The sequence below is a fragment of the Streptomyces sp. NPDC021012 genome (assembly GCF_044333355.1).
Taxonomy (GTDB): domain Bacteria; phylum Actinomycetota; class Actinomycetes; order Streptomycetales; family Streptomycetaceae; genus Streptomyces.
The window spans coordinates 340,306-367,261 of the sequence record NZ_JBIRQU010000001.1; the positions used below are offsets into that span (position 1 = coordinate 340,306).

The 26,956-nt window shown below is 72.0% G+C and carries 24 protein-coding genes, 2 tRNA genes and 1 riboswitch; of the genes, 12 read left to right on the top strand and 14 right to left on the bottom strand.

Annotation, left to right across the window (positions count from 1 at the left end):
* Window positions 1–174: 174 nt before the first annotated feature.
* The 5 genes from ACH4TP_RS01530 (at window position 175) to ACH4TP_RS01550 (ending at window position 6,331) form a co-directional block, all read left to right on the top strand.
* A complete protein-coding gene (locus ACH4TP_RS01530) occupies window positions 175–438 on the top strand; it encodes a DUF3311 domain-containing protein (protein ID WP_389231485.1) in 264 nt (87 codons plus the stop codon).
* Window positions 435–2,057 carry a monocarboxylate uptake permease MctP gene (gene mctP, locus ACH4TP_RS01535; protein WP_398435186.1) on the top strand — a complete coding sequence of 541 codons (1,623 nt, stop codon included), beginning with the start codon at window positions 435–437 and terminating at the stop codon, window positions 2,055–2,057. Before ACH4TP_RS01530 ends, mctP begins: the two co-directional genes overlap by 4 nt.
* Before the next feature lie 87 nt (window positions 2,058–2,144).
* Window positions 2,145–2,645 (top strand): GNAT family N-acetyltransferase, encoded by a 501-nt coding sequence (locus ACH4TP_RS01540; RefSeq protein ID WP_389231490.1) that lies wholly within the window; start codon window positions 2,145–2,147, stop codon window positions 2,643–2,645.
* A gap of 42 nt (window positions 2,646–2,687) precedes the next feature.
* Window positions 2,688–2,831, top strand: a riboswitch (cobalamin riboswitch).
* A 132-nt stretch (window positions 2,832–2,963) separates the two neighbouring features.
* The gene (locus ACH4TP_RS01545) at window positions 2,964–5,318 is read left to right on the top strand and encodes a ribonucleoside-diphosphate reductase subunit alpha (RefSeq protein WP_398435188.1); all 2,355 of its coding nucleotides are present in this window, start codon (window positions 2,964–2,966) and stop codon (window positions 5,316–5,318) included.
* On the top strand, window positions 5,318–6,331 hold the full coding sequence (locus ACH4TP_RS01550) for a ribonucleotide-diphosphate reductase subunit beta (protein WP_389231496.1): 1,014 nt from the start codon (window positions 5,318–5,320) through the stop codon (window positions 6,329–6,331). The genes ACH4TP_RS01545 and ACH4TP_RS01550 overlap by 1 nt, the downstream gene beginning before the upstream one ends.
* A 54-nt stretch (window positions 6,332–6,385) precedes the next feature.
* Here the strand turns inward: ACH4TP_RS01550 and def are convergent, their stop codons facing one another.
* The 8 genes from def to ACH4TP_RS01590 form a co-directional block, all read right to left on the bottom strand.
* A complete protein-coding gene (def, locus tag ACH4TP_RS01555) occupies window positions 6,386–7,021 on the bottom strand; it encodes a peptide deformylase (protein WP_389231499.1) in 636 nt (211 codons plus the stop codon).
* Between the two features lie 66 nt (window positions 7,022–7,087).
* Window positions 7,088–8,068: a tetratricopeptide repeat protein gene (locus ACH4TP_RS01560; protein ID WP_384896718.1), complete on the bottom strand. Its 981-nt coding sequence runs from the start codon at window positions 8,066–8,068 to the stop codon at window positions 7,088–7,090.
* A 79-nt stretch (window positions 8,069–8,147) separates the two neighbouring features.
* Window positions 8,148–9,416 carry an HD domain-containing protein gene (locus tag ACH4TP_RS01565; RefSeq protein ID WP_398435190.1) on the bottom strand — a complete coding sequence of 423 codons (1,269 nt, stop codon included), beginning with the start codon at window positions 9,414–9,416 and terminating at the stop codon, window positions 8,148–8,150.
* The gene (locus tag ACH4TP_RS01570) at window positions 9,413–10,783 is read right to left on the bottom strand and encodes an HD-GYP domain-containing protein (RefSeq protein ID WP_389231968.1); all 1,371 of its coding nucleotides are present in this window, start codon (window positions 10,781–10,783) and stop codon (window positions 9,413–9,415) included. The genes ACH4TP_RS01565 and ACH4TP_RS01570 overlap by 4 nt, the downstream gene beginning before the upstream one ends.
* Before the next feature lie 160 nt (window positions 10,784–10,943).
* Window positions 10,944–11,261 carry a mycothiol system anti-sigma-R factor gene (gene rsrA, locus ACH4TP_RS01575; protein WP_389231505.1) on the bottom strand — a complete coding sequence of 106 codons (318 nt, stop codon included), beginning with the start codon at window positions 11,259–11,261 and terminating at the stop codon, window positions 10,944–10,946.
* Entirely contained in the window at window positions 11,258–11,914 is a 657-nt protein-coding gene (locus ACH4TP_RS01580; RefSeq protein WP_356072227.1) for a sigma-70 family RNA polymerase sigma factor, read from the bottom strand. The genes rsrA and ACH4TP_RS01580 overlap by 4 nt, the downstream gene beginning before the upstream one ends.
* Window positions 11,915–12,167: 253 nt before the next feature.
* Complete coding sequence (locus tag ACH4TP_RS01585; RefSeq protein WP_398435192.1) at window positions 12,168–12,800, bottom strand: alpha/beta family hydrolase; 633 nt, start codon at window positions 12,798–12,800, stop codon at window positions 12,168–12,170.
* Window positions 12,801–12,833: 33 nt separating this feature from the next.
* On the bottom strand, window positions 12,834–13,649 hold the full coding sequence (locus ACH4TP_RS01590) for an SOS response-associated peptidase (RefSeq protein WP_398435194.1): 816 nt from the start codon (window positions 13,647–13,649) through the stop codon (window positions 12,834–12,836).
* A 50-nt stretch (window positions 13,650–13,699) separates the two neighbouring features.
* On the opposite strand from ACH4TP_RS01590, the gene ACH4TP_RS01595 reads away from it, so the two are divergent.
* The 4 genes from ACH4TP_RS01595 (at window position 13,700) to ACH4TP_RS01610 (ending at window position 17,168) form a co-directional block, all read left to right on the top strand.
* Window positions 13,700–14,386, top strand: a complete 687-nt coding sequence (locus ACH4TP_RS01595) for a M50 family metallopeptidase (protein ID WP_398435196.1) — start codon at window positions 13,700–13,702, stop codon at window positions 14,384–14,386.
* A gap of 20 nt (window positions 14,387–14,406) precedes the next feature.
* Window positions 14,407–15,738 carry a 3-phosphoshikimate 1-carboxyvinyltransferase gene (gene aroA, locus ACH4TP_RS01600; protein WP_389231518.1) on the top strand — a complete coding sequence of 444 codons (1,332 nt, stop codon included), beginning with the start codon at window positions 14,407–14,409 and terminating at the stop codon, window positions 15,736–15,738.
* A gap of 3 nt (window positions 15,739–15,741) precedes the next feature.
* A complete protein-coding gene (gene rsgA, locus ACH4TP_RS01605; RefSeq protein ID WP_398435198.1) occupies window positions 15,742–16,752 on the top strand; it encodes a ribosome small subunit-dependent GTPase A in 1,011 nt (336 codons plus the stop codon).
* Between the two features lie 92 nt (window positions 16,753–16,844).
* A complete protein-coding gene (locus ACH4TP_RS01610) occupies window positions 16,845–17,168 on the top strand; it encodes a multidrug efflux SMR transporter (protein WP_078908492.1) in 324 nt (107 codons plus the stop codon).
* Here the strand turns inward: ACH4TP_RS01610 and ACH4TP_RS01615 are convergent.
* Window positions 17,060–17,695 (bottom strand): TetR/AcrR family transcriptional regulator, encoded by a 636-nt coding sequence (locus tag ACH4TP_RS01615; protein WP_389231524.1) that lies wholly within the window; start codon window positions 17,693–17,695, stop codon window positions 17,060–17,062. The genes ACH4TP_RS01610 and ACH4TP_RS01615 overlap by 109 nt on opposite strands.
* A 139-nt stretch (window positions 17,696–17,834) precedes the next feature.
* On the opposite strand from ACH4TP_RS01615, the gene hisN reads away from it, so the two are divergent.
* Window positions 17,835–18,635, top strand: coding sequence for a histidinol-phosphatase (gene hisN / locus ACH4TP_RS01620; RefSeq protein WP_389231527.1), 801 nt, complete (start codon window positions 17,835–17,837; stop codon window positions 18,633–18,635).
* Window positions 18,636–18,970: 335 nt separating this feature from the next.
* Entirely contained in the window at window positions 18,971–19,363 is a 393-nt protein-coding gene (locus ACH4TP_RS01625; RefSeq protein WP_389231530.1) for a cyclic nucleotide-binding/CBS domain-containing protein, read from the top strand.
* A gap of 62 nt (window positions 19,364–19,425) precedes the next feature.
* On the opposite strand, the gene ACH4TP_RS01630 is transcribed toward ACH4TP_RS01625, so the two are convergent.
* Window positions 19,426–20,877, bottom strand: a complete 1,452-nt coding sequence (locus ACH4TP_RS01630; protein WP_398189324.1) for a catalase — start codon at window positions 20,875–20,877, stop codon at window positions 19,426–19,428.
* A gap of 134 nt (window positions 20,878–21,011) precedes the next feature.
* Here ACH4TP_RS01630 and ACH4TP_RS01635 point away from each other — a divergent pair, with 134 nt between their 5' ends.
* On the top strand, window positions 21,012–21,431 hold the full coding sequence (locus ACH4TP_RS01635; RefSeq protein ID WP_389231536.1) for a Fur family transcriptional regulator: 420 nt from the start codon (window positions 21,012–21,014) through the stop codon (window positions 21,429–21,431).
* A gap of 109 nt (window positions 21,432–21,540) precedes the next feature.
* Here ACH4TP_RS01635 and ACH4TP_RS01640 read toward each other — a convergent pair.
* From ACH4TP_RS01640 to ACH4TP_RS01655, 4 genes are all read right to left on the bottom strand, one after another.
* Window positions 21,541–21,614: transfer RNA gene (locus ACH4TP_RS01640), tRNA-Met, on the bottom strand.
* A 46-nt stretch (window positions 21,615–21,660) separates the two neighbouring features.
* Complete coding sequence (locus ACH4TP_RS01645; protein ID WP_389231539.1) at window positions 21,661–23,634, bottom strand: tetratricopeptide repeat protein; 1,974 nt, start codon at window positions 23,632–23,634, stop codon at window positions 21,661–21,663.
* Window positions 23,635–23,838: 204 nt separating this feature from the next.
* Window positions 23,839–23,912, bottom strand: a tRNA-Met gene (locus tag ACH4TP_RS01650).
* 45 nt (window positions 23,913–23,957) lie between these two features.
* Window positions 23,958–26,861 carry a UPF0182 family protein gene (locus tag ACH4TP_RS01655; RefSeq protein WP_398189328.1) on the bottom strand — a complete coding sequence of 968 codons (2,904 nt, stop codon included), beginning with the start codon at window positions 26,859–26,861 and terminating at the stop codon, window positions 23,958–23,960.
* Window positions 26,862–26,956 lie beyond the last annotated feature (95 nt).

A 26,956-nucleotide genomic window follows, 5' to 3' on the forward strand; every position in this document is an offset into this window, starting at 1 on the left:
ACGGCCGCACCCCACCGGTGCGGCCGTTCGGCATTTCCCGGGCGAAAAAGGCCGTCTTCGAGGCCGGCTCCGACAAAGTCCCATCCGTTATGCGGACGGGGGTTCCCAGCACGAGAACCGTCCCCTAGATTTCCCCAGCATTACCGAGGTGATCAGCGAGGGGACGGAATCGCCATGCCAGAAGCGTCAGATGTGACACAAGGGAAACAACCGACCATCACCCCCCTGCGGGTGGTGATCGCGCTCTGCCTGTTCGCCCCGTTCGTGGCGATGCTCTGGGTGAGCTCGTACGCGAAGGTCGAACCGCTCTTCGCCGGAATCCCGTTCTTCTACTGGTACCAGATGCTCTGGGTGCTGATCTCCACGGCCCTCACCATGCTCGCGTACAAGCTGTGGCAGCGGGACCAGCGCGCCCGCAAGGGAGGTGACGCGCGATGAAGGACGGCGTGAACGGCGTGGCGCTCGGCGTCTTCGTCTTCTTCTTCCTGGCCGTCACGGTCATGGGCTTCCTCGCCGCGCGCTGGCGCAAGGCCGAGAACGAGCACAGCCTCGACGAATGGGGCCTGGGCGGCCGGTCGTTCGGCACCTGGGTGACCTGGTTCCTGCTCGGCGGCGACCTCTACACGGCGTACACCTTCGTCGCCGTCCCCGCCGCCATCTACACGGCGGGCGCGGCCGGCTTCTTCGCCGTCCCGTACACGATCCTCGTGTACCCGCTCATCTTCACCTTCCTGCCGCGCCTCTGGTCGGTCTCGCACAAGCACGGATACGTCACCACCTCCGACTTCGTGCGCGGCCGCTTCGGCTCCAAGGGCCTGTCGCTCGCGGTGGCCGTCACCGGCATCCTCGCCACCATGCCGTACATCGCGCTCCAGCTCGTCGGCATCCAGGCCGTCCTGGACGTGATGGGCGTGGGCGGCGGCGAGGACACCAACTGGTTCGTGAAGGACCTGCCGCTGCTCATCGCGTTCGGCGTGCTCGCCGCGTACACCTACTCGTCCGGCCTGCGCGCGCCCGCGCTCATCGCGTTCGTCAAGGACACGCTGATCTACATCGTCATCGCGGTGGCGATCATCTACATCCCGATCAAGCTCGGCGGCTTCGACGAGATCTTCGGCAAGGCGGCCGAGGCGTACAAGACGATCAACCCGGCGACCGGCAAGCCGCGCGGCGCGCTCGTGCCCGGCGAGGCCGGCCAGTGGACGTACGCGACGCTGGCGCTCGGCTCGGCGCTCGCGCTCTTCATGTACCCGCACTCCATCACGGCGACCCTGTCGTCCCGGAGCCGCAACGTCATCCGCCGCAACACCACGATCCTGCCGCTGTACTCGCTGATGCTGGGCCTGCTCGCGCTGCTCGGCTTCATGGCGATCGCCGCCGGCATCAAGGTCAAGAACGGCCAGCTCGCCATCCCGCAGCTCTTCGAGGACATGTTCCCGGACTGGTTCGCGGGCGTCGCGTTCGCCGCGATCGGCATCGGCGCGCTCGTCCCGGCCGCGATCATGTCGATCGCCGCGGCCAACCTCTTCACCCGCAACATCTACAAGGACTTCATCAAGAAGGACGCGACCCCCGAGCAGGAGACCAAGGTCTCCAAGCTGGTCTCCCTCCTGGTGAAGGTCGGCGCCCTCATCTTCGTCCTCACCATGGACAAGACGGTCGCCATCAACTTCCAGCTGCTCGGCGGCATCTGGATCCTGCAGACCTTCCCGGCCCTGGTCGGCGGCCTGTTCACCCGCTGGTTCCACCGCTGGGCGCTGCTCGCCGGCTGGGCCGTCGGCATGGTCTACGGCACGGCCGCCGCGTACGGCGTCGCCAGCCCGACCCAGAAGCACTTCGGCGGCTCGGCCGCCGAGATCCCGGGCATCGGCGAGATCGGCTACATCGGCCTCACCTCCTTCGTGCTCAACGTCCTCGTCACGGTCGTCCTGACCTTCGTCCTCAAGGCCGTCAAGGCCCCCGAGGGCGTCGACGAGACCTCCCCGGAGGACTACACGGCGGACGCGGGCGACGCCGGTGTCCGCGACCTCCCGAAGGTCGGCGCCGGAGCGCACTGACCCACGGACACGTCGAAGAGGGGCCCGGGATCTCACCAGGAGAAACCCGGGCCCCTCCGCATGACCGGGCGCGGCAGACTGGCGGGCATGGACTTCACGATCAGGGCGGTACGGCCCGAGGAGTACGAGCAGCTCGGCGACCTCACCGGGTTCACCTATCTGAATGACGGGCTGCTGCTGCACGGAGAGGACGACTTCTACCTGGACGTGCTCCGCGACACGGCCCGCCGGGCCCGCGAGAGCGAGGTGCTCGTCGCCGTCGACGCCGACGGCGGGATCGTCGGCGGGGTCACCTTCGCCCCCGGCGGCACCCCCTGGGCGGACATCGCTGTCCCCGGCGAGGCCGAGTTCCGGATGCTCGTGGTCGCTCCGGCGGCGCGCGGCAGGGGCGTCGGAGAGGCCCTCGTCCGCGCCTGCGTGGACCGGGCGCGGGCCCTTCCCGGGTGTGCGCGGCTGGTGCTCTCCACGGCCGGTCTGATGGTCTCCGCGCACCGGATCTACGAGCGGCTCGGCTTCGTCCGCACCCCCGAGCGGGACTGGGAGCCGGTCCCCGATCACTCGCTGCGCACGTACGCCCTGGAGTTGTAACTCCCGGGACCGACACAACATGTGGGGGGTGCAATGAGCGGCGCCCCCCACATGTATGCTCGTCCTCGCTGTCGACGCAGGGAAATCCGGCGCGAATCCGGAACTGTCCCGCAACGGTGTGCTTCGTGAGGTTTCGTTCTTCGTACGGAGCGAGTCCGAGGACCTGCCGGCAGCGCACCCGGTCCGTCCGTTCCGGGTGTCACAGACGTCCGGGCCTCGCGGAGTGGGCCGGTGGACGCGGCGCGCCCGCGCGTACGGGTGCCCGCCTGCCCGCCTCCCCCCGCCATGGCCCCGAGCCGAGCGAGGGAGAGCCCCCACGTGACCATCGCGCCCGCCGATCCGGCCGCAGCGATCGAGACCGACGGCCCCGGGACCGTACTCCTGCGGACCCTGACCGATCTCACCGCCGACCTCCCGGACACCGACCCCGGCAAGGTCGCCGCCGCCGCGCTGCGCGGCCGCAGCGCCACGTCGGACGAGGCGGAGCTGCGCGAGCTGGCCACCGAGGCGGCCGCCGGCCTGATCGCCGATGACCCCGCGTACTCCCGGCTCGCCGCCCGGCTCCTCACCATCACGATCGCCGACGAGGCGGCCGGCCAGGGCGCCGTCTCCTTCTCGGCCTCCGTCGCCGTCGGTCACCGCGAGGGCCTCATCGCCGACCGCACCGCCGAGCTCGTCGCGGCGCACGCGACCCGGCTCGACGCCACGATCGACCCGGCCGGCGACGACCGCTTCGGCTACTTCGGTCTGCGCACCCTCTACTCGCGCTACCTGCTGCGCCACCCGATCACCCGCAAGGTGATCGAGACCCCGCAGCACTTCATGCTGCGCGTCGCCTGCGGCCTCGCCGAGGACGACTCGGCCCGCGCGCTCGACGAAGTCGCGGCGCTGTACGGCCTGATGAGCCGCCTGGACTACCTGCCGTCCTCCCCCACGCTCTTCAACTCCGGCACCCGCCACCCGCAGATGTCCTCCTGCTACCTCCTGGACTCCCCGCAGGACGAGCTGGACTCCATCTACGACCGCTACCACCAGGTCGCGCGCCTCTCGAAGCACGCGGGCGGCATCGGCCTGTCGTACTCCCGCATCCGCGCCCGCGGTTCGCTGATCCGCGGCACCAACGGGCACTCCAACGGCATCGTGCCGTTCCTGAAGACCCTCGACGCCTCCGTCGCCGCGGTGAACCAGGGCGGCCGCCGCAAGGGCGCCGCCGCCGTCTACCTGGAGACCTGGCACGCGGACATCGAGGAGTTCCTGGAGCTCCGCGACAACACGGGCGAGGACCAGCGCCGTACGCACAACCTGAACCTGGCGCACTGGATCCCGGACGAGTTCATGCGCCGCGTCAACGCCGACGCCGAGTGGTCGCTGTTCTCCCCGGCGGACGTGCCCGAGCTCGTCGACCTGTACGGCGAGGAGTTCGACGCCGCCTACCGCAGGGCCGAGGCCGCCGGGCTGGCCCGCAAGACGATGCCGGCCCGCGACCTGTACGGCCGGATGATGCGGACCCTGGCGCAGACCGGCAACGGCTGGATGACCTTCAAGGACGCCTCGAACCGCACGGCCAACCAGACGGCCGAGCCGGGCACGGTCGTCCACTCCTCGAACCTCTGCACCGAGATCATCGAGGTCACCAACGACGGCGAGACGGCCGTCTGCAACCTCGGTTCGGTCAACCTCGGCGCCTTCGTCACCGGCGGGGACATCGACTGGGCGCGCCTGGACGAGACCGTCCGCACGGCCGTCACCTTCCTCGACCGGGTCGTCGACATCAACTTCTACCCGACCGAGCAGGCGGGCCGCTCCAACGCCAAGTGGCGTCCGGTCGGCCTGGGCGCGATGGGCCTCCAGGACGTCTTCTTCCAGCTGAAGCTGCCGTTCGACTCGGCCGAGGCGCGCGCCCTGTCGACGAAGATCGCCGAGCGGATCATGCTCGCGGCGTACGAGGCCTCCGCCGACCTCGCCGAGCGCAGCGGCCCGCTCCCGGCCTGGGACAAGACCCGCACCGCCCGCGGCGTCCTGCACCCCGACCACTACGACGTGGAGCTCAACTGGCCGGAGCGCTGGGCCGCGCTGCGCGAGCGCATCGCCTCCACCGGCATGCGCAACAGCCTCCTCCTGGCGATCGCCCCGACGGCGACGATCGCCTCGATCGCGGGCGTCTACGAGTGCATCGAGCCGCAGGTCTCCAACCTGTTCAAGCGCGAGACGCTGTCCGGCGAGTTCCTCCAGGTCAACTCGTACCTGGTCGACGAGCTGAAGAAGCTCGGCGTGTGGGACGCGCAGACCCGTGAGGCGCTGCGCGACGCCAACGGCTCGGTGGCCGGCTTCACCTGGGTCCCGGCCGAGGTGCGCGAGCTGTACCGCACGGCCTGGGAGATCCCGCAGCGCGGCCTGATCGACATGGCGGCGGCCCGGACCCCGTTCCTGGACCAGTCGCAGTCCCTGAACCTGTTCATGGAGACGCCGACGATCGGCAAGCTGTCGTCGATGTACGCGTACGCCTGGAAGCAGGGCCTGAAGACGACGTACTACCTGCGCTCCCGCCCCGCGACCCGGATCGCCCGCGCGGCCCAGGCCGCCGCCCCGATCCCCGTCCAGCAGGCGACCCCCGACGCGGACGCCATCGCCTGCTCCCTTGAGAACCCCGAGTCCTGCGAGGCCTGCCAGTAATGAGTACCGAGAAGAAGAACCTCCTGGACCCGGGCTTCGAGCTCACGCTCCGCCCCATGCGCTACCCGGACTTCTACGAGCGCTACCGGGACGCCATCAAGAACACCTGGACCGTCGAGGAGGTCGACCTCCACTCGGACGTCGCCGACCTCGCCAAGCTCACCCCCGGTGAGCAGCACATGATCGGCCGTCTGGTCGCGTTCTTCGCGACGGGCGACTCGATCGTGGCGAACAACCTGGTCCTGACGCTGTACAAGCACATCAACTCCCCGGAGGCGCGCCTGTACCTGTCGCGCCAGCTCTTCGAGGAGGCCGTGCACGTCCAGTTCTACCTGACCCTCCTGGACACGTACCTGCCCGACCCGGACGACCGCGCCGCCGCGTTCGCCGCCGTCGAGAACATCCCCTCCATCCGCGAGAAGGCGCAGTTCTGCTTCAAGTGGATGGACTCGGTCGAGAAGATCGAGAAGCTGGAGACGGCCGCCGACCGCCGCCGCTTCCTGCTGAACCTGATCTGCTTCGCCGCGTGCATCGAGGGCCTGTTCTTCTACGGCGCCTTCGCGTACGTCTACTGGTTCCGGTCGCGCGGTCTGCTGCACGGTCTGGCGACCGGCACCAACTGGGTGTTCCGCGACGAGACCATGCACATGAACTTCGCCTTCGAGGTCGTGGACACGGTCCGCAAGGAGGAGCCGGAGCTCTTCGACGACGCGCTCCAGCAGCAGGTCACGGACATGCTGAAGGAGGCCGTCGAGGCGGAGCTGCAGTTCGGCCGCGACCTGTGCGGTGACGGCCTGCCGGGCATGAACACCGAGTCGATGCGCGAGTACCTCCAGTGCGTCGCCGACCAGCGGCTCGTCCGCCTCGGCTTCCCGCCGGTCTTCGGCTCCGAGAACCCGTTCGCGTTCATGGAGCTCCAGGGCGTCCAGGAGCTGACCAACTTCTTCGAGCGCCGCCCGTCCGCCTACCAGGTGGCGGTCGAGGGCTCGGTGGACCTCGACGAGGACTTCTAAGCCGGTACGGCGAAGGGCCCGCGCTCCTCGGAGTGCGGGCCCTTCGTCATGTGCTCAGTCGTTCGGGACGGTCTCGTAGCGCGGGGTGCCCTCGGCCATCTGGCGGAGGGCGTCCTTGCGGTCGCGCTTGGAGAGCCTGTCGATGTAAAGGCGGCCGTACAGGTGGTCCGTCTCGTGCTGGAGGCAGCGGGCGAAGTAGCCGGTGCCGCGGACCTTGATCGGGTTGCCCTGGGCGTCCTGGCCGTGGACCTCCGCGTAGTCGGGGCGGGCCAGTTCGGCGTAGGCGGTCGGGACGGACAGGCAGCCCTCGTTGGACTCGTCCAGGACGCGGAGCTCGGCCGGGAGCTCCTGGAGGACGGGGTTGATCACGACACCGGTGTGGCGGACGCCCTCGTCGTCGGGGCAGTCGTAGACGAAGACCTTGAGGTCGACGCCGATCTGGTTCGCGGCCAGGCCCACGCCCTCGGCGGCCTTCTGGCTGGCGAACATGTCGTCGATCAGCTGGGCGAGCTCGTCGTCGAACTCGGTGACGTCCTTGCACTCGCGGTGGAGCACGGGGTTGCCGACGACCGTGATCGGGCGGGCCGTGCCGCGCTCGCGGTAGGCGAGCTCGCGCGCCTCACAGTCCTCCGTGTCGACGACGTAGCCGTCGTTGATCTGCGTCTGCTCGTCCGTGTCCTGCTGCGCCATGTCAGGCCGCGCCCTTCTGAAAACCCGATTCCGTCGAGGACAGCCTACGGGGCCAGGGGCGGACGCTCAGCAGACCTCTTCGAGATCACGCCACTCGCGGGAGTCCGGACTGTCCGCCACCCAGCCGTCCAGGAGGCCCCGCACCAGGCCCGGCGGGGCCGCGATGCCGCACTCCCGCTCGGGGACCCACAGCTCGCCGGGCGAGCGGTGGCCGAGCGGCCCGGGGTGGCCGGGCTCGCTGTGGTCGTGCGGGTCGGAGTGCTCGCCCTCGCCCTCGGCGCTCGGCATGGTCGATTCGGAGCAGGCGCGGCAGAGCAGCCGTACGGAGGACGACCAGTCCTCGGCGGCGAATCCGGCCTCGGCGGCGAGCTGCTCCAGGGCGTCCCGGTCGGCCTCGGTGGCGGCCTCCAGGAGGACGACCCAGGTGGGGACGGGTGAGGGCGCCCACAGCTCGATCTCGTCGAAGACCGGGTAGGAGGGGCCCGCGGTGGTGGTCCGCTCGCCGTTCGGCACGCCGTCGTGGAGGACGACCTCGCCCCAGCGGCGGCCGGAGGAGGGCAGGGGGATGGAGAGGACCTCGATCCGGGCGGGGTCCAGACGCCGGCCCCACACGACCTCGGCCTCGCCCTCCGGGGAGAGCCTCACGGCGGCGCTGCCCAGCTCCATGCCGGCGGGCTCGCCGGTGCCGGCGGCGGCGCCGGGGACCTTCAGTCCGTACGCCTGCCAGGCGCGGCGGGCCAGCGGCCAGTCCTGGAGGGCGGTGGCGGCGATGCCCACGTTCCACCAGTCGGGGGCTCCGGTCTCCTTGTCGAGGAGCGCGACGGCGCGCAGCCCGGCGGCCCGCGCCTGCTCCCAGTCGTGCCGGAACTTGTGCAGCAGCGCCAGATTGAACCAGGACTCGGAGAGCCAGGGCTCCAGATCCGCCGCGCGCGTCAGGAGTGCGCCCGCGTCCTCGTACCGGCCGTCGCCGATCAGCGTGAACGCGCGGTCGGTGGCCTGCCGCCATGAGGCGGAGGGCCGATGCCGTACCTTCCCGAAGATCTTCACGATTCCCGCCTGCCGGTCGCTTCACCCTCTTGTTCGCATCCAACCATGCCCGGTCGGACGCGCGCTCATTACCCATGGGTTACCCAGGGATCCCCGAGGTCATCCCGGGAGCCCCACCCCGTGCCAGGACCCTCGCCAGGCTCTCGACGACGTCCGGGTGGTAGTCGCGGGCGGTGCCGAGCCGGAGCCGCTCCAGGGCGTCGAGGGCGGCGCCCGCGCCGCCGCCGGCGAGCTCGCCCGCGAGGTCGTCGTAGGCGTTCACGGCGCGGACGATCCGGGCGGCCGGCGGCTGCTCCCGGTACGGGTCGGCCTGCCGCTCGACGACGACGGCGACGGCCTCGGGGACCCCGGTCCTGCGGACGACCTCGCCGCCCAGGAGGGCGATCCGGCGCTGCTCCTCGGCGGGCAGGAGGGCGGTGGCGCCGCCGGCGACGGGGTCGACGAGGGAGAGCTGTCCGATGTCGTGCATGAGTGCCGCGTGCTCCAGGACGGTCAGCTCGGTCCCGGAGAGGCCCAGCTCGCGCCCGACGGCCGTGCTGAGGGCGGCGACCCGGCGGGCGTGGCCGGGCGGGGTGCAGCCGGCGATCTCGGTGGCGCGGGCGAGGGAGGCGGTGGTCTGCCGGTTGACGGTCCGCACGGCCGCGTACCGCCGGAAGGAGACCTGGGTGAGCAGGAGCGGGACGGCGAGCACGGGCAGGGCCCACAGTCCGGCGGCGGCGACGCCGAGTGCCATGACGGTGCCGGTGGCGCAGACGGCGGAGGAGATGCCGAGGCAGGCGCGGAGTTCGTCGTGGAGGAGGGAGCCGTACGGGAATCCCGTACGGGCGCGCAGGACGAGGGCGGCGAGGACGGCGTCGCAGAGGGCGGTCAGGACGAGCAGGAGGAGCAGGAAGAGGGCGTACGCGGGGCCCTGGCCGAGGTGCTCGGTGACGGCGCCCGAGTTGTAGAGGGGCTGGAAGCAGAGGGCGGCGAAGCCGGCGGTGAGGACGCGGCGGGCGAGGTGGTCGGCGCCTGGGCCCCGGTCGCGCGCGAGGTGCGGGACGATCCCGGCGAGGCAGGCGGCGACGACGACCGCGACCGTCTGGAGGACGCCGTGGGTGGTGGCGGTGCCGGCGCTGGTGCCGAGCAGGGCGTACGCGAGGGCTCCGGCGGCGGCGAGCGGCGCGGGCTCGCGTTCGCCGGGTGCGGCGCCCCAGCGGGCGAGTTCACCGAGGGCGACGAGGGTGCCGAAGGCGAGGGCGTTGCCGGGTTCGTCGATGCCGTGCCAGAGGGTGTGGGCGAAGCCGGCGAGGCCGAGGAGGAGTGCGGCGCCGCGCACGGCGCCGACGGTGGGGGCGCCGGGTCTCACGCGGGTTCCCTGGTGGCCGGGGCGGGGAGGGGTCCGCGCGGCGGGGGGACGGGCTGCGGGGCGGGTTCGTCTGCGGTGACGGCGGGCTGCCAGCCGTGCCGGTCCAGGGCCCGGACGAGGGCGGTGACCATCCGGGGGTCGAACTGGGTGCCGGCGCAGCGCTCCAGTTCGGCGAGGGCGGTGGGCACGGGGCGGGCGCGGCTGTAGGAGCGGGTGGAGGTCATGGCGTCGAAGGCGTCGGCGACGGCGACGACCCGGGCGAACTCGGGGATCTGTTCGCCGTGGAGCCCGTAGGGGTAGCCGCTGCCGTCCATGCGTTCGTGGTGGTGGAGGATCGCGGCCCGCGCCTCGCCGAGGAAGCCGATGCCGCGGACCATCTCGTGGCCGTACTCGGGGTGGAGTTCGATCACCCGGCGCTCCTCGGGGGTGAGGGGACCGTCCTTGCGGAGGACCCGGGTGGGCACGCCGAGTTTGCCGACGTCGTGCAGGATGCCGGCGAAGCGGACGACGTCGAGGCGGTCCTCGGCCATGCCGAGCTCACGGGCGATCAGGACGGAGGCGTGCCCGACGCGTTCGCTGTGGCCGCGGGTGTACCGGTCCTTGATGTCGACGGCCTGGACGAGGGCGCGGATGGTGGCCTGGTGGGCGGCGCGCTCGCGGTGGTACTGGGCGAAGACCCAGCAGGAGATGTACATGGGGAGGAGCACGAAGAGCGCCGCGACCGGGCCGTACGTGCTGCGCCAGAGGACGGCCATCATCAGTCCGGCGAGGCCGTGGACGGTGTGCGGGGCGAGGGCCCGGCCGAGGAGGCCGCGCCAGGCGGCCCGTAGGGGAAGTCCTCCGGCGGTGGCCCGGATGCCGCCGTCGAGGGCGGTGAGGGCCAGGCAGAAGGCGAGGGCGGCGGCGCCGGCGGGCAGCAGCGCGTACGGCAGGTCGGGGGCGTCGGGGCCGTGGCCGAGGGCGGCGGGGCCGCCGAGGGCGCCGGCGGTGCGGGCGGCGGCCCAGACGGCGAGGGCGGTGGCGGCGGCCCGCCAGGCGCGGCGGGGCGCGGCGGGGGGTTCCTCGACGCGGGCGAGGAGGCTGCCGGGGATCGCGGTGAGCGCGGCGGCGGCGGGCGGCAGGAGCAGCGCGGAGGCGAGGAGCACGGGGAAGAAGGAGCCGGTGCCCAGGGGGACGGAGCCGCCGAGGGCGCGGCCGATGAGCCGGCAGCGGGCGGGCAGCTCGCAGAGCGCGTACAGGGCGGCGAGGAGTGCGGCCGTGCCCCAGGGGACGGCGGCGCCGGGGCGCAGCGCGGGCAGGGCGCAGGCCCCGGCGCCGAGCAGGGCGCAGCCGATGTACACGCGGGCCGCGCGCGGAATGACCTTCACGCCCATCACGGCTGCCACGCTAGCGAGTTGGGCGGTGCGGGACGGCGCGGTCGGAGTGATTCGCACCATCGGGTGATACAAGCTGATATATACGCGAGGCCGCCGCGATCGGATCGCGGCGGCCGTTCGCTCCCCTGATACGGCTGTACGGGAGGGGGCGCTACTCCTGTGGGGCCGGTGTCGCCGGGGCGCTCACCGTGATGTCCTGCTCGGGCACCAGGTGTCCGGCGCGGATCAGGTCGATGCGGCCCATGACCTTGGCGCGCAGGTCGACGGGGACGTCGTCACTGCCGCAGCAGCGCTTGACGAGCTTCTTCACCGCCTGCTCCAGGCCGTACTTCTCCAGGCACGGGGAGCACTCCTCGAAGTGCACCTCGAACTTGGTGCACTCACCGTCGGGCATCTCCCGGTCGAGGAACTCGTAGAGATGGTCCAGGACCTCCGAGCAGTCCGTCTCGTGCGGATCTCCGCAGCTCATGAGCCCGAGCCTTTCAGATCGTGCGACGACTCTCCGGCGCCCGCGGGTACGAGCCCGCGGTCGCGGGCGTAGTCCTCGAGCATTCCGCGCAGCTGGCGGCGACCCCGGTGCAGTCGGGACATCACCGTGCCGATGGGTGTCCCCATGATGTCCGCGATCTCCTTGTACGCAAAGCCCTCGACATCGGCGAGATAGACGGCGATGCGGAACTCCTCGGGAATCGCCTGGAGCGCTTCCTTCACGTCGGAGTCCGGGAGGTGGTCGAGCGCCTGCGACTCGGCCGAGCGCAGACCGGTCGACATGTGCGACTCGGCCCGGGCGAGCTGCCAGTCCTCGATCTCCTCGGCGGCGCTCCGCTGGGGTTCGCGCTGCTTCTTGCGGTACGAGTTGATGAAGGTGTTCGTGAGGATCCGGTACAGCCAGGCCTTGAGGTTCGTGCCCTCACGGAACTGGTGGAAGGATCCGTACGCCTTGGCGTAGGTCTCCTGCACCAGGTCCTCCGCGTCCGCGGGGTTGCGCGTCATGCGCAGCGCGGCCGAGTACATCTGGTCGAGGTAGCCGAGGGCATCCCGTTCGAAGCGCGCGTTGCGCTCCTCGGTCGTCTCCTCGGGGCCGTCGTCGGTCCCTGTGTCGGTCCCAGTGACCGGACCCACCTCCTCCAGCGCGGCGGCGAGCCCGAGGGCGGACCCGCTCGTTTCGGAGGATAGACGAGGAACCGCTCCGCCCGCCGCCCGAATCGTGGCGGTCCTGGGCGCGGGCAGCACTGTCCAGTCGAGGTCAGCGGCCTGCGCGCGCTGTGGGCAGATGGTCGAACCCATGCGACGGACTCCCTCATTCCTTGCTCTCACACCGACGCTCTCCACAACAGTGGTCACCGGCGTCGCATTCCCGGTGCACGCGGTGAAGTCAGCGGAGGGCGGCGATCCACTGCGTGACGCCGTCGACGAGACCGGCGAGGGCCTCGCCCTGGGTCAGCGGCGCGCGCTTGGGCACGGCGAAGCCGTGGTCCCCGTACGGGACCTCCACGAGGCCGTACGGGCCTTCCGGGAACTCCTCCGGGCGCCCGAAGGGGTCGTTTCCGCCCTGGACGACGAGGGTGGGCAGTCCGGTGCCGAGGAGCTCGTCGGCGCGGGAACTCTCGGGCCTGCCCGGAGGGTGGAGCGGGAAGCCCAGGGCGAGGACGGCGAGCGCGCCGAGCTCCCGGCCGGTGCGGCAGGCGACGCGGGCGCCGGAGCTGCGGCCGCCCGCGATCACCGGGAGGCCGGGCTTCGCGAGGTTCGGCCAGAGGCCGCGCCAGCCGGTGTCGAGGGTCTTCGGCGCGGGGGCGATCTTCTTGCCGGCGACCCGCCAGGGCTGCTCGACGAGGGCGACGGTCACGCCGTGGGCGGGCAGCGCCGCGGCGAGGGCCTGGAGGTCGCGGGCCTCGACGCCGCCGCCGGCGCCGTGGCCGAGGGCGAGGACGGCCCACGGCTTCGTGCCCGGGTGCCAGGTGATGCGTGCCTCGCCGGCGCCGGTGGGGACGTTCTCGTACTGTGTCACGTCCCCATCCTGCCGCCCCGCCCTCACGAAACGTCAGAACAGCGTGCCGACCTCCGGTCCCGACAGCTCCTCCAGGAGTTCGGGGCCGTTGTTGCGGACGTTGCTGACGGCGGTGGCGACCGGGTACGCGCGCATCAGGCCCCCGGGCGGCGGGGCGAGCAGCCCGCGGAGCTCCTCGGGGTCGGTGCGGGCCGGGTCGAGCCAGGCGTCCCAGCGGTCCTCGGTCAGCATCAGCGGCATCCGGGGGTGGATGTCGTGGAGCGAGCGGGGTCCCTCGGCGGGAGCGACGCCGAGGGGGCCGGTCTCGGCCTCGGTGGTGATCACCGAGCAGGTGACCCACCACGCGGAGGGGTCCCCGTCGGGCAGGGTGCGGTCCCGCCAGAACTCGTACAGTCCGGCCATCGCGAAGACGGAGCCGTCGGCGGGGGTCACGAAGTACGGCTGCTTCCGGGGCCGCTTCTTCTTCCCCTCGACCTCCAGGTCGCGCTCGGCGGTCCCGGTCACCCACTCGTAGTAGCCGTCGGCGGGCAGGATGCACCGGCGCGCCCGGAAGGCGCGCTTGAAGGAGGGCTTCTCGTCGACGGTCTCCGCGCGCGCGTTGATCATCCGGGCGGCGCCCTCGGGCGACTTCGCCCAGGACGGCACGAGCCCCCATCTCAGCGCGCGCAGCTGGCGAACCGGCCGCGGGGATCCGGCGTCTTTCAGAGGACGCTCCAGCACGGCCCAGACCTCTTTGGTGGGGGCCACGTTCCAGTCGGGGGCCAGGGTCTCCTCCGGCTCCCACTTCTCGACCCCGAAGGTCTCGACGAGGTCCTCGGGCCGCCGACTCGATGCATACCGTCCGCACATACGTGCCACACTGCCACGTTCCCGCCCGCACCCGAGGAGCCGTCCGCCAAATGACCCAGATCCTCGGCACCCAGCCCGCTCCGGACCAGTGGATCGTCTACGCCACGGGCGCCTGCGCGCTGGCCCTGGTCGTGTTCCGGCGGCTCTGGCTCCCGGCCCGCAACGCGATCACCATCGCCCACGAGGGCGGCCACGGGCTCGTCGCCCTCGCCACCGGGCGCCGCCTGCAGTCGATCCGGCTGCACTCCGACACCAGCGGGCTGACCGTGTCCCGGGGCCGGCCCACCGGCCTCGGCGTGGTCCTCACCCTCGCGGCCGGCTATCCGGCGGCCCCGCTGCTCGGTCTCGGCGGCGCCGCCCTGCTCGGCACCGGCCACGTCACCCTGCTGCTGTGGATCGCGACCGGACTGCTGCTCGCGCTCCTGGTGATGGTCCGCAACGCGTACGGGATCCTCACCGTCGTCCTCACGGGCGCCGCCTTCCTCCTCGTCTCCCGGCTGACCGGTCCCGACGTCCAGTCCGCGTTCGCGTACGCGGCCGTCTGGTTCCTGCTGCTCGGCGGCGTCCGGCCGGCCTTCGAGCTCCAGACGAAGCGGCGCCGCGGCGGCGCGCCCGACTCGGACGCGGACCAGCTCTCGCGGCTCACCCAGGTGCCCGCCGGGGTGTGGCTCCTCTTCTTCCACACGGTCGCGCTGTCCGCCCTGATCGGCGGCGGTCGCTGGCTCCTGGGCATCTGACTCCCCCGTACAGTGAGTCCATGACCGCAGCAGCTTCCGCGCACACCGATCCGTCCACCGACCTCTGGCCCGCCCCGTACGCGAGCGGCGCCGTCGACGCGACCGTCACCGTGCCCGGATCGAAGTCGGTCACCAACCGTGCCCTGGTCCTCGCCTCGCTCGCCGCCGAGCCCGGCTGGCTGCGCCGCCCGCTGCGCTCCCGCGACACCCTCCTGATGGCCGAGGCGCTCCGCACCCTCGGCGTGAAGATCGAGGAAGGGGTGGGCCCGGACGGCTCCGGTGAGGCCTGGCGGATCATCCCCTCCAAGCTGCGCGGCCCCGCCGCGGTCGACGTCGGCAACGCGGGCACGGTCATGCGCTTCCTGCCCCCGGTCGCGGCCCTCGCCGACGGCCCGGTGCGCTTCGACGGCGACCCCCGCTCCCACGAGCGCCCGCTGCACGGCGTGATCGACGCGCTGCGCGCGCTCGGCGCCCGCGTCGACGACGACGGCCGGGGCGCGCTCCCGATGACCGTGCACGGCGCCGGGGGCCTGGACGGCGGCACGGTCGAGATCGACGCCTCCTCGTCCTCCCAGTTCGTCAGTGCCCTGCTGCTCTCCGCGCCCCGCTTCAACCAGGGCGTCGAGGTGCGGCACGTGGGCGGCCGGCTCCCCTCGATGCCGCACATCCGGATGACGGTCGACATGCTGCGCGCGGTCGGCGCCCGGGTCGACGAGCCGGAGCACGGCGGCGAGCCGGACGTGTGGCGGGTGGCGCCCTCCGCGCTGCGCGGCCGGGACCTGGTCGTCGAGCCCGACCTGTCGAACGCGCAGCCGTTCCTGGCGGCGGCCCTGGTGACCGGCGGCCGGGTGACGATCCCGGACTGGCCCGAGCGGACCACCCAGCCGGGCGACGAGCTGCGCCGGATCTTCACCGAGATGGGTGGCTCCTGCGAGCTCACCGACGCGGGCCTCACCTTCACCGGCACGGGCCGGATCCACGGCATCGACGTGGACCTCGGCGAGGTCGGCGAGCTGACCCCCGGCATCGCGGCGGTCGCGGCCCTCGCCGACTCCCCCTCGACGCTGCGCGGGGTCGCCCATCTCCGGCTGCACGAGACGGACCGGCTCGCGGCGCTCACCAAGGAGATCAACGAGCTCGGCGGCGACGTGACCGAGACCGAGGACGGCCTCCACATCCGCCCGCGCCCGCTGCACGGCGGCGTCTTCCACACGTACCACGACCACCGCATGGCGACGGCGGGCGCGGTCATCGGCCTCGCGGTCGAGGGCGTGCAGATCGAGGACGTGGCGACGACGGCCAAGACCTTGCCGGACTTCCCGACGATGTGGACCGAAATGCTCGGGGTCTGAACCATGCGGCGCTACGGCAAGCACACCGACGAGGACGACATCCGCCAGCGGCCCAACCGCAAGGGCACCCGTCCCCGCACCACGATCCGCCCGAAGCACGAGGACGCCGTCGAGGGCATGGTCCTCACCGTCGACCGGGGCCGGCTGACCGTGCTGGTCGGCGACCGGGCCGTGATGGCGATGAAGGCCCGCGAGCTGGGCCGCAAGGCCGCCGTCGTCGGCGACCGGGTCTCCCTGGTCGGCGACCTCTCCGGCGAGAAGGACACGCTGGCCCGGATCGTGCGGATCGGCGAGCGCAGCTCGGTGCTGCGGCGCACGGCCGACGACGACGACCCGTACGAGCGGGTGGTCGTCGCCAACGCCGACCAGCTGGCGATCGTCACCGCGCTCGCCGACCCGGAGCCGCGCCCCCGGCTGATCGACCGCTGCCTGGTGGCGGCGTACGACGGCGGGCTCGAACCCTTCCTCGTGATGACGAAGTCGGACCTGGCCCCGCCCGAGAAGCTCCTGGAGCTGTACGGCGACCTGGACATCCCGCACGTGGTGGTGAACCGCGAGGAGCTGTACGACGGCGGGGCGGCCGACCGGGTGCGGGAGTACCTGGACGGGCGGGTCACGGCCTTCGTCGGGCACTCCGGCGTCGGCAAGACGACGCTGGTCAACGCCCTGGTGCCGGAGGAGAAGCGGCGGATCACCGGGCATGTGAACGCGGTGACGGGCCGCGGCCGGCACACCACGACCTCGGCGCTCGCGCTGCCCCTGGACGCGGCCGAGGGCTGGGTCATCGACACCCCGGGCGTGCGCTCCTTCGGCCTGCACCACGTCGACCCGTCCCGGGTCATCCACGCCTTCCCCGACCTGGAGCCGGGCACCGAGAACTGCCCGCGCGCCTGCAGCCACGACGAGCCGGACTGCGCGCTCGACGCGTACGTGGCGGAGGGGCACGCCGATCCGGCGCGGCTGTTCTCGCTGCGGCGGCTGCTCGCGACCCGGGAGCGACGCGAGGGCGACTGAGCCGTCGGCGTTTACGCCCCCTCACCGCCGGTAAGTGCATAATCGCACCAAGTGCGACGAAGCAGTCACCGACGGCGTGGGAGGCACTGACGATGGCGTGGCTGCTGGTGGTGATCGCGGGGATCCTGGAGACGGGGTTCGCGGTCTGCCTGAAGCTCTCGCACGGTTTCACCCGGCTGTGGCCGACGATCGCCTTCGCGGCCTTCGCCCTGGGCAGCTTCGGTCTCCTCACCCTCGCGCTGCGGAAGCTCGACGTGGGTCCGGCGTACGCGGTGTGGACGGGGATCGGCGCGGCCGGGACGGCGATCTACGGGATGGTCTTCCTCGGCGACCTGGTCTCCACGCTCAAGATCGTCTCGATCAGTCTGGTGATCGTGGGCGTCATCGGGCTCCAGCTCTCCGGCTCCGCGCACTGAGGCGTCACCGGCGGGACCGGTGCGACGACGTGGCTGAGGGCGATCCGTATGGCGAGTTCGCAGCCGGCCGCCCACCGCTCCCCCGCCGAGGCCGCCGCCTCCGCCACGAGCTCGCCGGGCGCGGGCGGCCCGGCGTCGGCGCGCCGCTGGGCGGGGACGGGGGCGGGCCGGGCGCCGGGGCGGACCGGGCGGGGCTGGGGCAGCCGCTCGTTCCAGGCGCCGGTGAGCAGGGCCCGCAGTATCGGGCGGACGGCGGCGCGGGCGACGATCCACTCGGCGACGGCGACGAGGTTCCGTTCGGGCGGGGCGGGGGCGGCGAGCAGGTTCCGGACGCCGTGGAGGTAGGCGTCGGCCTCCCTCCGTACGAGGGCGCGGGCCAGGCCCTCCTTGGAGCCGAACTCGTTGTAGAGGGTCTGCCGGGAGACCCGGGCCGCGGCGGCGAGGTCGGCCATCCGCACGGCGGACCAGGGGCGGTGCACGAGCGCGGCGAGCGCGGCGTCGAGCAGCGCCTCACGGGCGTTCGCCATCCTCACCTCCGGGAGGGAACGGGTCTCCGCTCAGCGTCGACAGGTGCCCACACCCTGTCAAGGGGCGGCGCGGGACGGCGCCGGGGGCTCCTGTGGACGGTTCCGCGCGCGTTCTCGCCTCGGGGATAGAGTTCCGACCATGGCCGATTACCACGATGATCTGCGTCTCGCCCACGTCCTCGCGGATGCCGCCGACGCGGCCACCATGGACCGATTCCAGGCGCTCGACCTCCAGGTCGAGACGAAGCCGGACATGACTCCGGTGAGCGAGGCCGACAAGGCGGCGGAGGAGCTGATCCGCGGACAGCTCCAGCGCGCCAGGCCGCGCGACGCGATCCTCGGCGAGGAGTACGGCGTGGAGGGCTCGGGCCCGCGCCGCTGGGTGATCGACCCGATCGACGGCACGAAGAACTACGTGCGCGGGGTGCCCGTCTGGGCGACCCTGATCGCGCTGATGGAGGCCGGCGAGACCGGTTTCCAGCCGGTGGTGGGCGTGGTGTCCGCCCCGGCGCTCGGCCGGCGCTGGTGGGCGGCGAAGGGCCTCGGCGCGTACACGGGCCGCAGCCTGGCCTCGGCGAGCCGGATCGGCGTCTCGAAGGTCGCGTCCCTGTCGGACGCCTCCTTCGCGTACTCCTCGATCAGCGGCTGGGAGGAGCGGGGCCGCCTGAACGGCTTCCTCGACCTCACGCGCGCGTGCTGGCGGACCCGGGCGTACGGCGACTTCTGGCCGTACATGATGGTCGCGGAGGGTTCCGTGGACATCTGCGCGGAGCCGGAGCTGTCCCTGTGGGACATGGCCGCGGTCGCGATCGTGGTCCAGGAGGCCGGCGGCACCTACACGGGCCTGGACGGCCGGCACGGCCCGCACAGCGGGAACGCGGCGGCCTCGAACGGCCTGCTCCACGGCGAGCTGCTGAGCTACCTGAACCAGGAGGGCTGAGCGCGCGGGGCCGAGCGCCCCGCCGCCCAGGAGAGCCGACCGCCCCCGCCGCTCCCCCGGGGGCGCCTCGCGCGCCCCCTTGTCAGGTCTCCCGGTGCGACTCCGAGAGTCCCCCGCCGGTACTGCATCTCCCGGGGCAGCGACATCAGCGGCTCCGCCGCAGGCCCCCGGACCCCGGCAAGGGTGAGTGGCGCCCCTTCCGAGCCGCACGCACTCCCGCACGCCCCTTGCCCGGCCCCTCACCTCGCTGCCACCCTGAGAGTCCCCCGCTTGTGAACTTGTGAATCGGTTCTCGTTGAAGGCGGGAGCGGTTCACCAAGGAGGTGGCTCCGCCCATGCTCGTCCGTGACGCCATGAGCACCGTGGTCCTCACCATCGGCCCCGCACACACCCTCCGGCAGGCAGCCCGGCTGATGGCGGCGCGGCGCGTCGGCGCGGCCGTCGTCCTCGACGCCGACGCCGGCGGGCTCGGGATCATCACCGAGCGCGACATCCTCAACTCCCTCGCCCGGGACCAGGACCCCGACCGGGAGACCGCCGGCTCCCACACCACCCGTGACGTCGTCTTCGCCGCGCCGACCTGGACCCTGGCGGAGGCGGCCGAGGCGATGACCCGCGGCGGCTTCCGCCACCTCGTCGTCCTCGACGACCGGGGCCCCGTCGGCATCGTCTCCGTGCGCGACATCATCCGCTGCTGGATCCCGGTGCACAGCGTGGCCGCGGGCTGACGCGGGAGCGGGCCGGACTCCGTGCGGAAGTCCGGCCCGCTCCCTCCCTACGGCAAGCGCCCTCAGCCGCGCAGGGCCTGGACCGCGGCCTCCAGCCGCTTGCCGAAGTCCTCGTCCGCCCGGCGGAAGTTGCCGATCGCCCGCTCGGCGATGTCCTCGCGCGAGACCTTGGCGATGAAGCCGGCCAGGTTCGCGACGAGACGGCCCTTCTCGTCCTCGGACATCAGGCGGTAGAGGTCGCCCGCCTGCGTGAAGTCGTCGTCCTCGGCGTGCGAGGGGGCGGCGTGGTCGCCGGTCACGCCGGTGACCGCCGAGCCGGCCCAGAGCGGCCGGTCCGTCTGGCGCGGGCCGCCGAAGCTGTTCGGCTCGTAGTTCTTGGCCCCGCCGTGGCGGCCGTCGTAGAGGAAGCCGTCACGGGAGTGGGTGCGCGCCTCGGTGGCGTGCGGGCGGTTCACCGGCAGGTGGTCGGCGTTGATGCCGACGCGGTAGCGGTGGGCGTCGCCGTAGGCGAAGAGACGGCCCTGGAGCATCTTGTCCGGGGAGGGCCCGATGCCCGGCACGAAGTGCGCGGGGCTGAAGATCGACTGCTCGACCTCGGCGAAGATGTTCTCCGGGTTGCGGTTGAGCTCCAGCCTGCCGATCTCGATCGGCGGGTAGTCCTCGTGCGGCCACACCTTGGTGAGGTCGAACGGGTTGAAGCGGTAGTGCGCCGCGTCGGCCGCGGGCATGATCTGGACCTGCACGGTCCAGCTCGGGAAGTCGCCGCGCTCGATGGCCTCGCGCAGGTCGCGCTGGTGCGAGTCCGGGTCCTCGCCGGCGAGGCGGTTGGCCTCCTCCTGGGTGAGGTTCTTGATGCCCTGGTCGGTCTTGAAGTGGTACTTGACCCAGAAGACCTCGCCGGCCTCGTTGTTCCACTGGAACGTGTGCGAGCCGTAGCCGTTCATGTGGCGGTACGAGGCGGGGATGCCGCGGTCGCCGAAGAGCCAGGTGACCTGGTGGGTCGACTCCGGGGAGAGGCCCCAGAAGTCCCAGACGTTGTCCGCCTCCTGCGAGCCCGTGTACGGGTCGCGCTTCTGGGTGTGGATGAAGTCGGGGAACTTGATGGCGTCCTTGATGAAGAACACCGGGGTGTTGTTGCCGACGAGGTCGTAATTGCCCTCCTCGGTGTAGAACTTCAGCGCCCAGCCTCGGGGGTCGCGCACCGCGTCCGCCGCGCCGAGGTTGCCCGCGACGGTGGAGAAGCGCAGGAAGGTCTCGGTCTCCTTGCCGACCTCGGAGAGGAACTTCGCGCGCGTCCACCGCGTGACGTCACGGGTGACCGTGAAGGTGCCGTAGGCGCCCGCACCGCGCGCGTGGACCACGCGCTCCGGGATGCGCTCGCGGTTGAAGTGGGCGAGCTTCTCCAGGAGGAGCTGGTCCTGGACGAGGACCGGACCACCGACGCCCGCGGTCTCGCTGTTCTGGTTGTCGGCGACCGGAGCTCCGGCCTCCGTGGTGAGCGGTCCCTGCGTCACGTGCGCCTCCTGCGTTCTTTGTCGCCCTGTCCTGTTCTGGACCCAAGCCTACAATAGACTTAATCCAAGTTACGGAGACATCCAAAGTCACACCTGTTCGGGGCCTTCACCCCCCGACTGTTAGGCTGGCCCTCATGAGTGACCTGTTGGAACGACTGCGCGGACGCGGCTGGCGGATGACCGCGCAGCGGCGCGTCGTGGCCGAGGTCCTCGACGGGGACCATGTGCACCTGACCGCCGACGAGGTGCATGCGCGCGCCGTGGCGAAGCTGCCCGAGATCTCGCGCGCGACCGTGTACAACACGCTGGGTGAGATGGTCACCCTCGGTGAGGTCATCGAGGTCGCGACCGACGGCCGCGCCAAGCGGTACGACCCCAACGCCCACCGGCCCCACCAGCACCTGGTCTGCGGCCGCTGCGGCGCGATCCGCGACGTGCACCCGGCCGGCGACCCGCTGGCGGACCTCCCGGACACCGAGCGCTTCGGCTTCACCATCTCGAACGTCGAGGTCACGTACCGGGGCCTCTGCCCGAACTGCGCCGCCACCGCCTGACCACGCGAAAAGGCCCCCGCTCCGGCGGGGGCCTTTTCCGTACGCCCTCGGGCGTCAACGACGAAGGCCCGGATCCAGTGACTGGATCCGGGCCTTCGTTGCTACTGAGTAGCGGGGACAGGATTTGAACCTGCGACCTCTGGGTTATGAGCCCAGCGAGCTACCGAGCTGCTCCACCCCGCGTCGGTGAACACCACCTTACGGGACCCTTCGGAGCAGGGCAAATCCGTTACGCCGTGAGCTCCTGGTGCAGTGCCTCGCTCAGCCGGGCCGCCCGCTCGGCGACCTCCGCCGGGCCCAGCTCCACCGCGCGGTCGCACCAGCGGCGCCCCTCGGTGAGCTCGCCCCGGCGCGCCGCGAGCAGCGCGAGCCGGAGCGCGGCGCGGCCGTGGCCGGCCCGGGCCGCCCGGGTCCACCAGAGGGCGGCCTCCCGCTCGCTGCCCTCGCGGGCGAGGAGCAGCCCCAGGTTGAAGGCGCCGTTGCGGCTGCCCGCCTCGGCGGCCTCGCGGTACCAGCGGTCGGCCTCGGCGAGGTCGCCGCGCCCGGCGGCGAGCATCCCGACCCGCACCTGGGCGCGCCGGTGGCCCTGCTGGGCGGCCCGCTCGTACCACTCCTCGCACTCGGACTTCTCCTCGCGCGGCGCGCCGAGCACGGCGGGGCCGGGCTCGGGGCGGCGGGCGTCGAGCACCGAGGCGAGCCGGAAGGCGGCCTCGGCGCTGCCGCCGCCGGCCGCGCACCGCAGGTGCCGCTCGGCGGTCTGCTCGTCACCGTCCCGGAGGGCGGCGATGCCGACCTGGAGGGCGGCCTCGGTGTGCCCGGCGGCCGCGGCCCGCTCGTACCAGACGAGGGCCGTGCGGTCGTCGCCCCGGCCGGCGTGGAGGATGCCCAGGTTGAAGGCGGCGTCCACGCTGCCGGCCTCGGCGGCCTTGGAGAACCAGGGCTCGGCGCCGTTGGCGTCGCCGGCCTGGAGGAGCAGGACGGCGAGCGCGTTGGCGGCCTCGCGGTGGCCCGCGTAGGCGGCGCGGCGGTACCACTGCTCGGCCTGCGGGATGCGGTCCTGGGCGGCGCAGAGCAGCCCGAGGTTGTAGGCGCCGTTGACGTCGCCGGCGTCCATGGCGGCCCGGTACCAGCGCTCGGCGGTCTGCTGCTCGCCCCGGGCGGCGTGCAGGGCGCCGAGCGCGTTGGCCGCGTTGCCGTCGCCGTCCTGGGCGGCCCGCAGCCACCACACGGCGGCGCTCTCCTCGTCGCCCGCGTCGCGGAGCAGGAAGGCGAGCGCGCAGGCGGCCTTCGCCTCGCCCTCCCGGGCGGAGCTGAGGTACCAGCGGCCGGCCTCCTTGAGCTCGCCGCGCTGCTCCAGGATCGCGCCGAGGTGGAACGCGGCCCGCCGGTGGCCGCGCGCGGCGGCCTGCCGGAACCACTGCTCGGCCTCGGCGGCCGCGCCCGCTCCCTCGCCGCCGGGCTGTCCGGGCACGGCGCCCGGGGTGCCGGTCGCGGGCGTGCCGGCGGGCACGATCGCGGCGGTGCCCGGCACCCGGAGCCGGGTGCCGGTCTCGTGCGGTCCGCGGGTGGTCTCGGTGGCGCGGCGCTCCAGGGCGAGGGCGAGGCGGTAGGCGGCCTCGCGGTGGCCCTGTTCGGCGGCGGCGCGCAGCCAGCGCTCGGCGCCGACGTCGCTGCGGTGCTCCAGGAGGTCGGCGAGGGCGTACGCGCCGAGGGCGTGGCCCTGCTCGGCCGCCTGGCGCAGCCAGTACTCGGCGGCCGGTTCGTCGCCGCGCTCGCGGTGGTGGCGTCCGAGCGCGTGGGCGGCGGGCGCGGAGCCGGCGACGGCGGCGACCCGCCACCAGCCGGCCGCCTCGTCGGCGTATCCGCGCTGGTGGAGCAGGACGCCCAGGTTGTTGGCGGCGGCCCGGTCCCCCTCGGCGGTGGCGCCCCGCAGGTACGGCTCGGCGCCGTCGAGGTCGCCGCGGCGCAGCAGCAGCGCGCCGAGCGCGCTCATCGAGGCGAGGTCACCGCGCTCGGCCGCCCGTCGGTGCCGGGCCTCGGTCTCGGTCTCGGTCTCGTTCTCGGCGTCGGTCTCGGCGGTGGTGTCGACGGCCGCATCGACGGCCCCTACTGCCTCGATGATCTCGTCTGCGGCGTTTCTGGCGTGCCGCTGCACAAACCGCCCTGTCTCCAACAGAGTTGCCCTGTCCCCCATAAATACCATCGTCGCACCACCCGCAACCCGAGCACACCTGGTATACCGCAGCCAGTGAGGTCACTCAGCGTTTTGTCGACATGCCCACAGAGAGACAAGTCAAACACGACTCACGCCAACTCGCCCCTTCCCTACCGCTCTTCGGCACCCCCCGGCACGACGACACACGACAAGGGCCCGGATCCTTATGGATCCGGGCCCTTGCCCTCTGAGTAGCGGGGACAGGATTTGAACCTGCGACCTCTGGGTTATGAGCCCAGCGAGCTACCGAGCTGCTCCACCCCGCGTCGGTGAAACCACCGTATCACGACGCGGGGACGGAAAAGCTCAGGTCAGCCGCCCGACCCGGGCTTCGTGATCTTCGCCTCGGCGTCCGCGGCCCGCTGGAGCGCCGCCTGGAGGTCCTCCTGGGCCTTGCCGTACGCGGTCCAGTCGCCCTTCTGCAGCGCGGTCTGGCCCTCGTCGTACGCCTTCTGGGCGTCGGCGATGGCCTGCTTCAGAGCGGCGTCGTTCGAGGCGGGCGGCTGGGTCGTGCCCGGCGGCTGCGTGGTGCCCGGCGGGGTCGTCGGCGCGGTGGGCGCCTCCACCCCGAAGACCGCGTTGAGCGCCTTGGTGAGGTTGTCCTCGAACACCGTGGTGTCCTTGGTGGTGTCACCGTCCGGCTGGTCCGCGTCCACGTACGACACCGCGACCTTCTTCAGGAGCGGATAGAGCGCGTTGCGCCCCTGGGCGTACACCGGCTCCACGTACAGGAACCCGCCGTCGAGCGGCACGGTCAGCAGGTTGCCGTACTGGATGTCGGAGTCGGCGCCCTTCATGTCCCGGACGAAGGTGGCCACGGAGGGCAGGCCGTTGAGCTTGCTCTGCACCTGGGCCGGGCCGGGGACGTCCTCGGTGACCCGCAGCAGTCTCAGCCGGCCGTACTCCTTGCTGGTGGCGTCGGCGTCGACCGCCATGAAGGCGCCCAGGTTGGGCCGCCCGTTCGGCGTGAACGTCGTCGTCAGCGAGAAGCGCTGCGCCGTGTCCCCGGGCATCTTCAGGCTCAGGTAGTACGGCGGGACCGCGTTGCCGTCCTTGTTGGTCGGGTCGTCCGGCACCTGCCAGGCGTCCGAGCCGCTGTAGAACTGCGCGGGGTCGGTGACGTGATAGCGGGTCAGCAGCTCGCGCTGGACCTTGAACATGTCCTGCGGGTAGCGCAGGTGCGCCAGCAGGTCGGGCTTGATCTCGGACTTCGGCTGGACGGTGTCCGGGAAGGCCTTCATCCAGGTCTTGAGGACCGGGTCCTGGGTGTCCCACTCGTAGAGCTTCACCGTGCCGTCGTAGGCGTCGACGGTGGCCTTCACCGAGTTGCGGATGTAGTTGACCTGGTTCTGCTGGGCGACGACCGCGCGCTGCTGGTTGCCGACGGTCAGCGAGTCGGCCGTGGTGTCGCCGAGCGTGGTGCGCGAGGCGTACGGGTAGCCGTTGGTCGTCGTGTAGGCGTCGACGATCCACTGGATCCGGCCGTCGACGACCGCCGGGTAGGCGTCGCCGTCGATGGTCAGCCAGGGCGCGACGGCCTCGACGCGCTCCTTGGGCGTGCGGTTGTAGAGGATCCGGGAACCCTCGCCGATGGCTCCCGAGTAGAGGATCTGCGGCTCGCTGAAGGCCACCGCGTACGCGGCGCGGTTGAAGGTGCTGGAGAGGCTGACGCCGCTCTTCTCCTTGTAGCTGGTGGTCTTCTCGCCGTTCTCCTCGTAGTCCAGCTCCTTCTGCGGGCCGCCCACGATCGAGTACTGGTCGGTCTTCTCGCCGTAGTAGATCCGCTGCTGGTAGGTGCCCAGCATGCCGGTCGTCGGCAGTCCGGACTCGGTGAAGACCGGGGAGCCGTTGGCGTCCGTCTGCGTGCCCGCGGCCATGATCGCGCCGTAGCCGTGGGTGTAGGTGAAGTGGTCGTTGATCCAGTTCCGCTTCGGGATGCCCTTGATGTTGAGCTCGCGCAGACCGACGACGGTGTCCTTGCCCTGGTAGCGGTCCACGTCCAGGGTCGTCGGGAACTGGTAGTACTTCCGCTTCTGCTCCAGCTGCTGGAACGTCGGCGACACGATGTTCGGGTCGAGGAGGCGGTAGCTCGCCGCCGTGTCGGAGTCCGCCCGCAGCTGGTCCTTGGCCTTGACCGTCGACTTGCCCGAGTAGTTCTCGGCCTTCGTCCCGTCGATCGCGTACGCCTGGCGGGTCGCGTCGATGTTCTTCTGGATGTACGGCGCTTCCTTGGCCTGCTCGTTCGGCTGGACCTGGAACTTCTGCACGATCGCCGGGTACAGGCCGCCGATCAGGATCGCGGAGAGGACCATCAGGCCGAAGCCGATCACCGGCAGCTGCCAGGTGCGGCGCCAGATCGTCGCGAAGAACAGCAGCGCGCAGATGACGGCGATGCAGAACAGGATCGTCTTCGCCGGCAGGAAGGCGTTGGCGTCGACGTACCGCAGGCCCGTCCAGTTGCCCGTGGCCTTGAAGTCACTGGACTTCACCGCCAGGCCGTACCGGTCGAGCCAGTACGCGACGGCCTTGAGCGCGACGAAGAGGCCGAGCAGCACCGAGAGGTGCCCGGTGGCCGCGGCGGTGGCCCGCGCGCCCGGGCTGGTGAGCCGCAGTCCGCCGTACAGGTAGTGCGTGAGCGCGGCGGCGATCAGCGACAGGACGGCGGCCGCGAAGCCGAAGGCCAGGAGGAAGCGGTACCAGGGCAGGTCGAAGGCGTAGAACGACACGTCGAGGCCGAACTGCGGGTCCTTCTGGCCGAACTTCACCCCGTTGACCCACATGAGCCAGGTGCGCCACTGGCCGGAGGCGGACGCGCCGGCGATCAGCGCCACCAGCGCGGTGACCGCGAGCAGCACCCACTTCTTGAACGGGGCCAGACCCATCCGGTACCGGTCGAGGCTCTGCTGCTCCAGGGACATCGCGCTGAGCGGCGGCCGCAGCCGGTACGCCAGCCAGATGTTGAAGCCGACGGCGATGCCCATCAGCAGGCCGAAGACCAGGAAGAGGCCGATCTTGGTCCACAGGGTGGTGGTGAACACGGACGAGTACTCGACCGAGCGGTACCAGAGCCAGTCCGTCCAGAACCCGGCGAACATCACGAACGCCATGGCGAGGACGGCCAGCACCCCGAGTGTCATGAGCAGGGTGCGGGCCCGCCGGGACGGCCGGCCGACTCTCACCCTCGGCCCGGACGGGCCTTGGCCACGGTCCGGCATCTGGAAAGCCAACGTGCGCCCCTCGATGTTGATGCGTCTGAAAGCAGGCCCCGCGATCGTAGAGCCCACTGGTGCAACTTACTGAGGCTTTACCT

What these genes read in the sequence shown, in the direction of transcription:
- ACH4TP_RS01530 (WP_389231485.1), top strand. Translation starts at nt 175, where the DNA reads ATGCCAGAAGCGTCAGATGTGACACAAGGGAAACAACCGACCATCACC.
- mctP (WP_398435186.1), top strand. Translation starts at nt 435, where the DNA reads ATGAAGGACGGCGTGAACGGCGTGGCGCTCGGCGTCTTCGTCTTCTTC.
- ACH4TP_RS01540 (WP_389231490.1), top strand. Translation starts at nt 2,145, where the DNA reads ATGGACTTCACGATCAGGGCGGTACGGCCCGAGGAGTACGAGCAGCTC.
- ACH4TP_RS01550 (WP_389231496.1), top strand. Translation starts at nt 5,318, where the DNA reads ATGAGTACCGAGAAGAAGAACCTCCTGGACCCGGGCTTCGAGCTCACG.
- def (WP_389231499.1), bottom strand. Translation starts at nt 7,021, where the DNA reads ATGGCGCAGCAGGACACGGACGAGCAGACGCAGATCAACGACGGCTAC.
- rsrA (WP_389231505.1), bottom strand. Translation starts at nt 11,261, where the DNA reads ATGAGCTGCGGAGATCCGCACGAGACGGACTGCTCGGAGGTCCTGGAC.
- ACH4TP_RS01590 (WP_398435194.1), bottom strand. Translation starts at nt 13,649, where the DNA reads ATGTGCGGACGGTATGCATCGAGTCGGCGGCCCGAGGACCTCGTCGAG.
- ACH4TP_RS01595 (WP_398435196.1), top strand. Translation starts at nt 13,700, where the DNA reads ATGACCCAGATCCTCGGCACCCAGCCCGCTCCGGACCAGTGGATCGTC.
- aroA (WP_389231518.1), top strand. Translation starts at nt 14,407, where the DNA reads ATGACCGCAGCAGCTTCCGCGCACACCGATCCGTCCACCGACCTCTGG.
- rsgA (WP_398435198.1), top strand. Translation starts at nt 15,742, where the DNA reads ATGCGGCGCTACGGCAAGCACACCGACGAGGACGACATCCGCCAGCGG.
- ACH4TP_RS01610 (WP_078908492.1), top strand. Translation starts at nt 16,845, where the DNA reads ATGGCGTGGCTGCTGGTGGTGATCGCGGGGATCCTGGAGACGGGGTTC.
- ACH4TP_RS01615 (WP_389231524.1), bottom strand. Translation starts at nt 17,695, where the DNA reads ATGGCGAACGCCCGTGAGGCGCTGCTCGACGCCGCGCTCGCCGCGCTC.
- hisN (WP_389231527.1), top strand. Translation starts at nt 17,835, where the DNA reads ATGGCCGATTACCACGATGATCTGCGTCTCGCCCACGTCCTCGCGGAT.
- ACH4TP_RS01625 (WP_389231530.1), top strand. Translation starts at nt 18,971, where the DNA reads ATGCTCGTCCGTGACGCCATGAGCACCGTGGTCCTCACCATCGGCCCC.
- ACH4TP_RS01635 (WP_389231536.1), top strand. Translation starts at nt 21,012, where the DNA reads ATGAGTGACCTGTTGGAACGACTGCGCGGACGCGGCTGGCGGATGACC.
- ACH4TP_RS01645 (WP_389231539.1), bottom strand. Translation starts at nt 23,634, where the DNA reads ATGGTATTTATGGGGGACAGGGCAACTCTGTTGGAGACAGGGCGGTTT.
- ACH4TP_RS01655 (WP_398189328.1), bottom strand. Translation starts at nt 26,861, where the DNA reads ATGCCGGACCGTGGCCAAGGCCCGTCCGGGCCGAGGGTGAGAGTCGGC.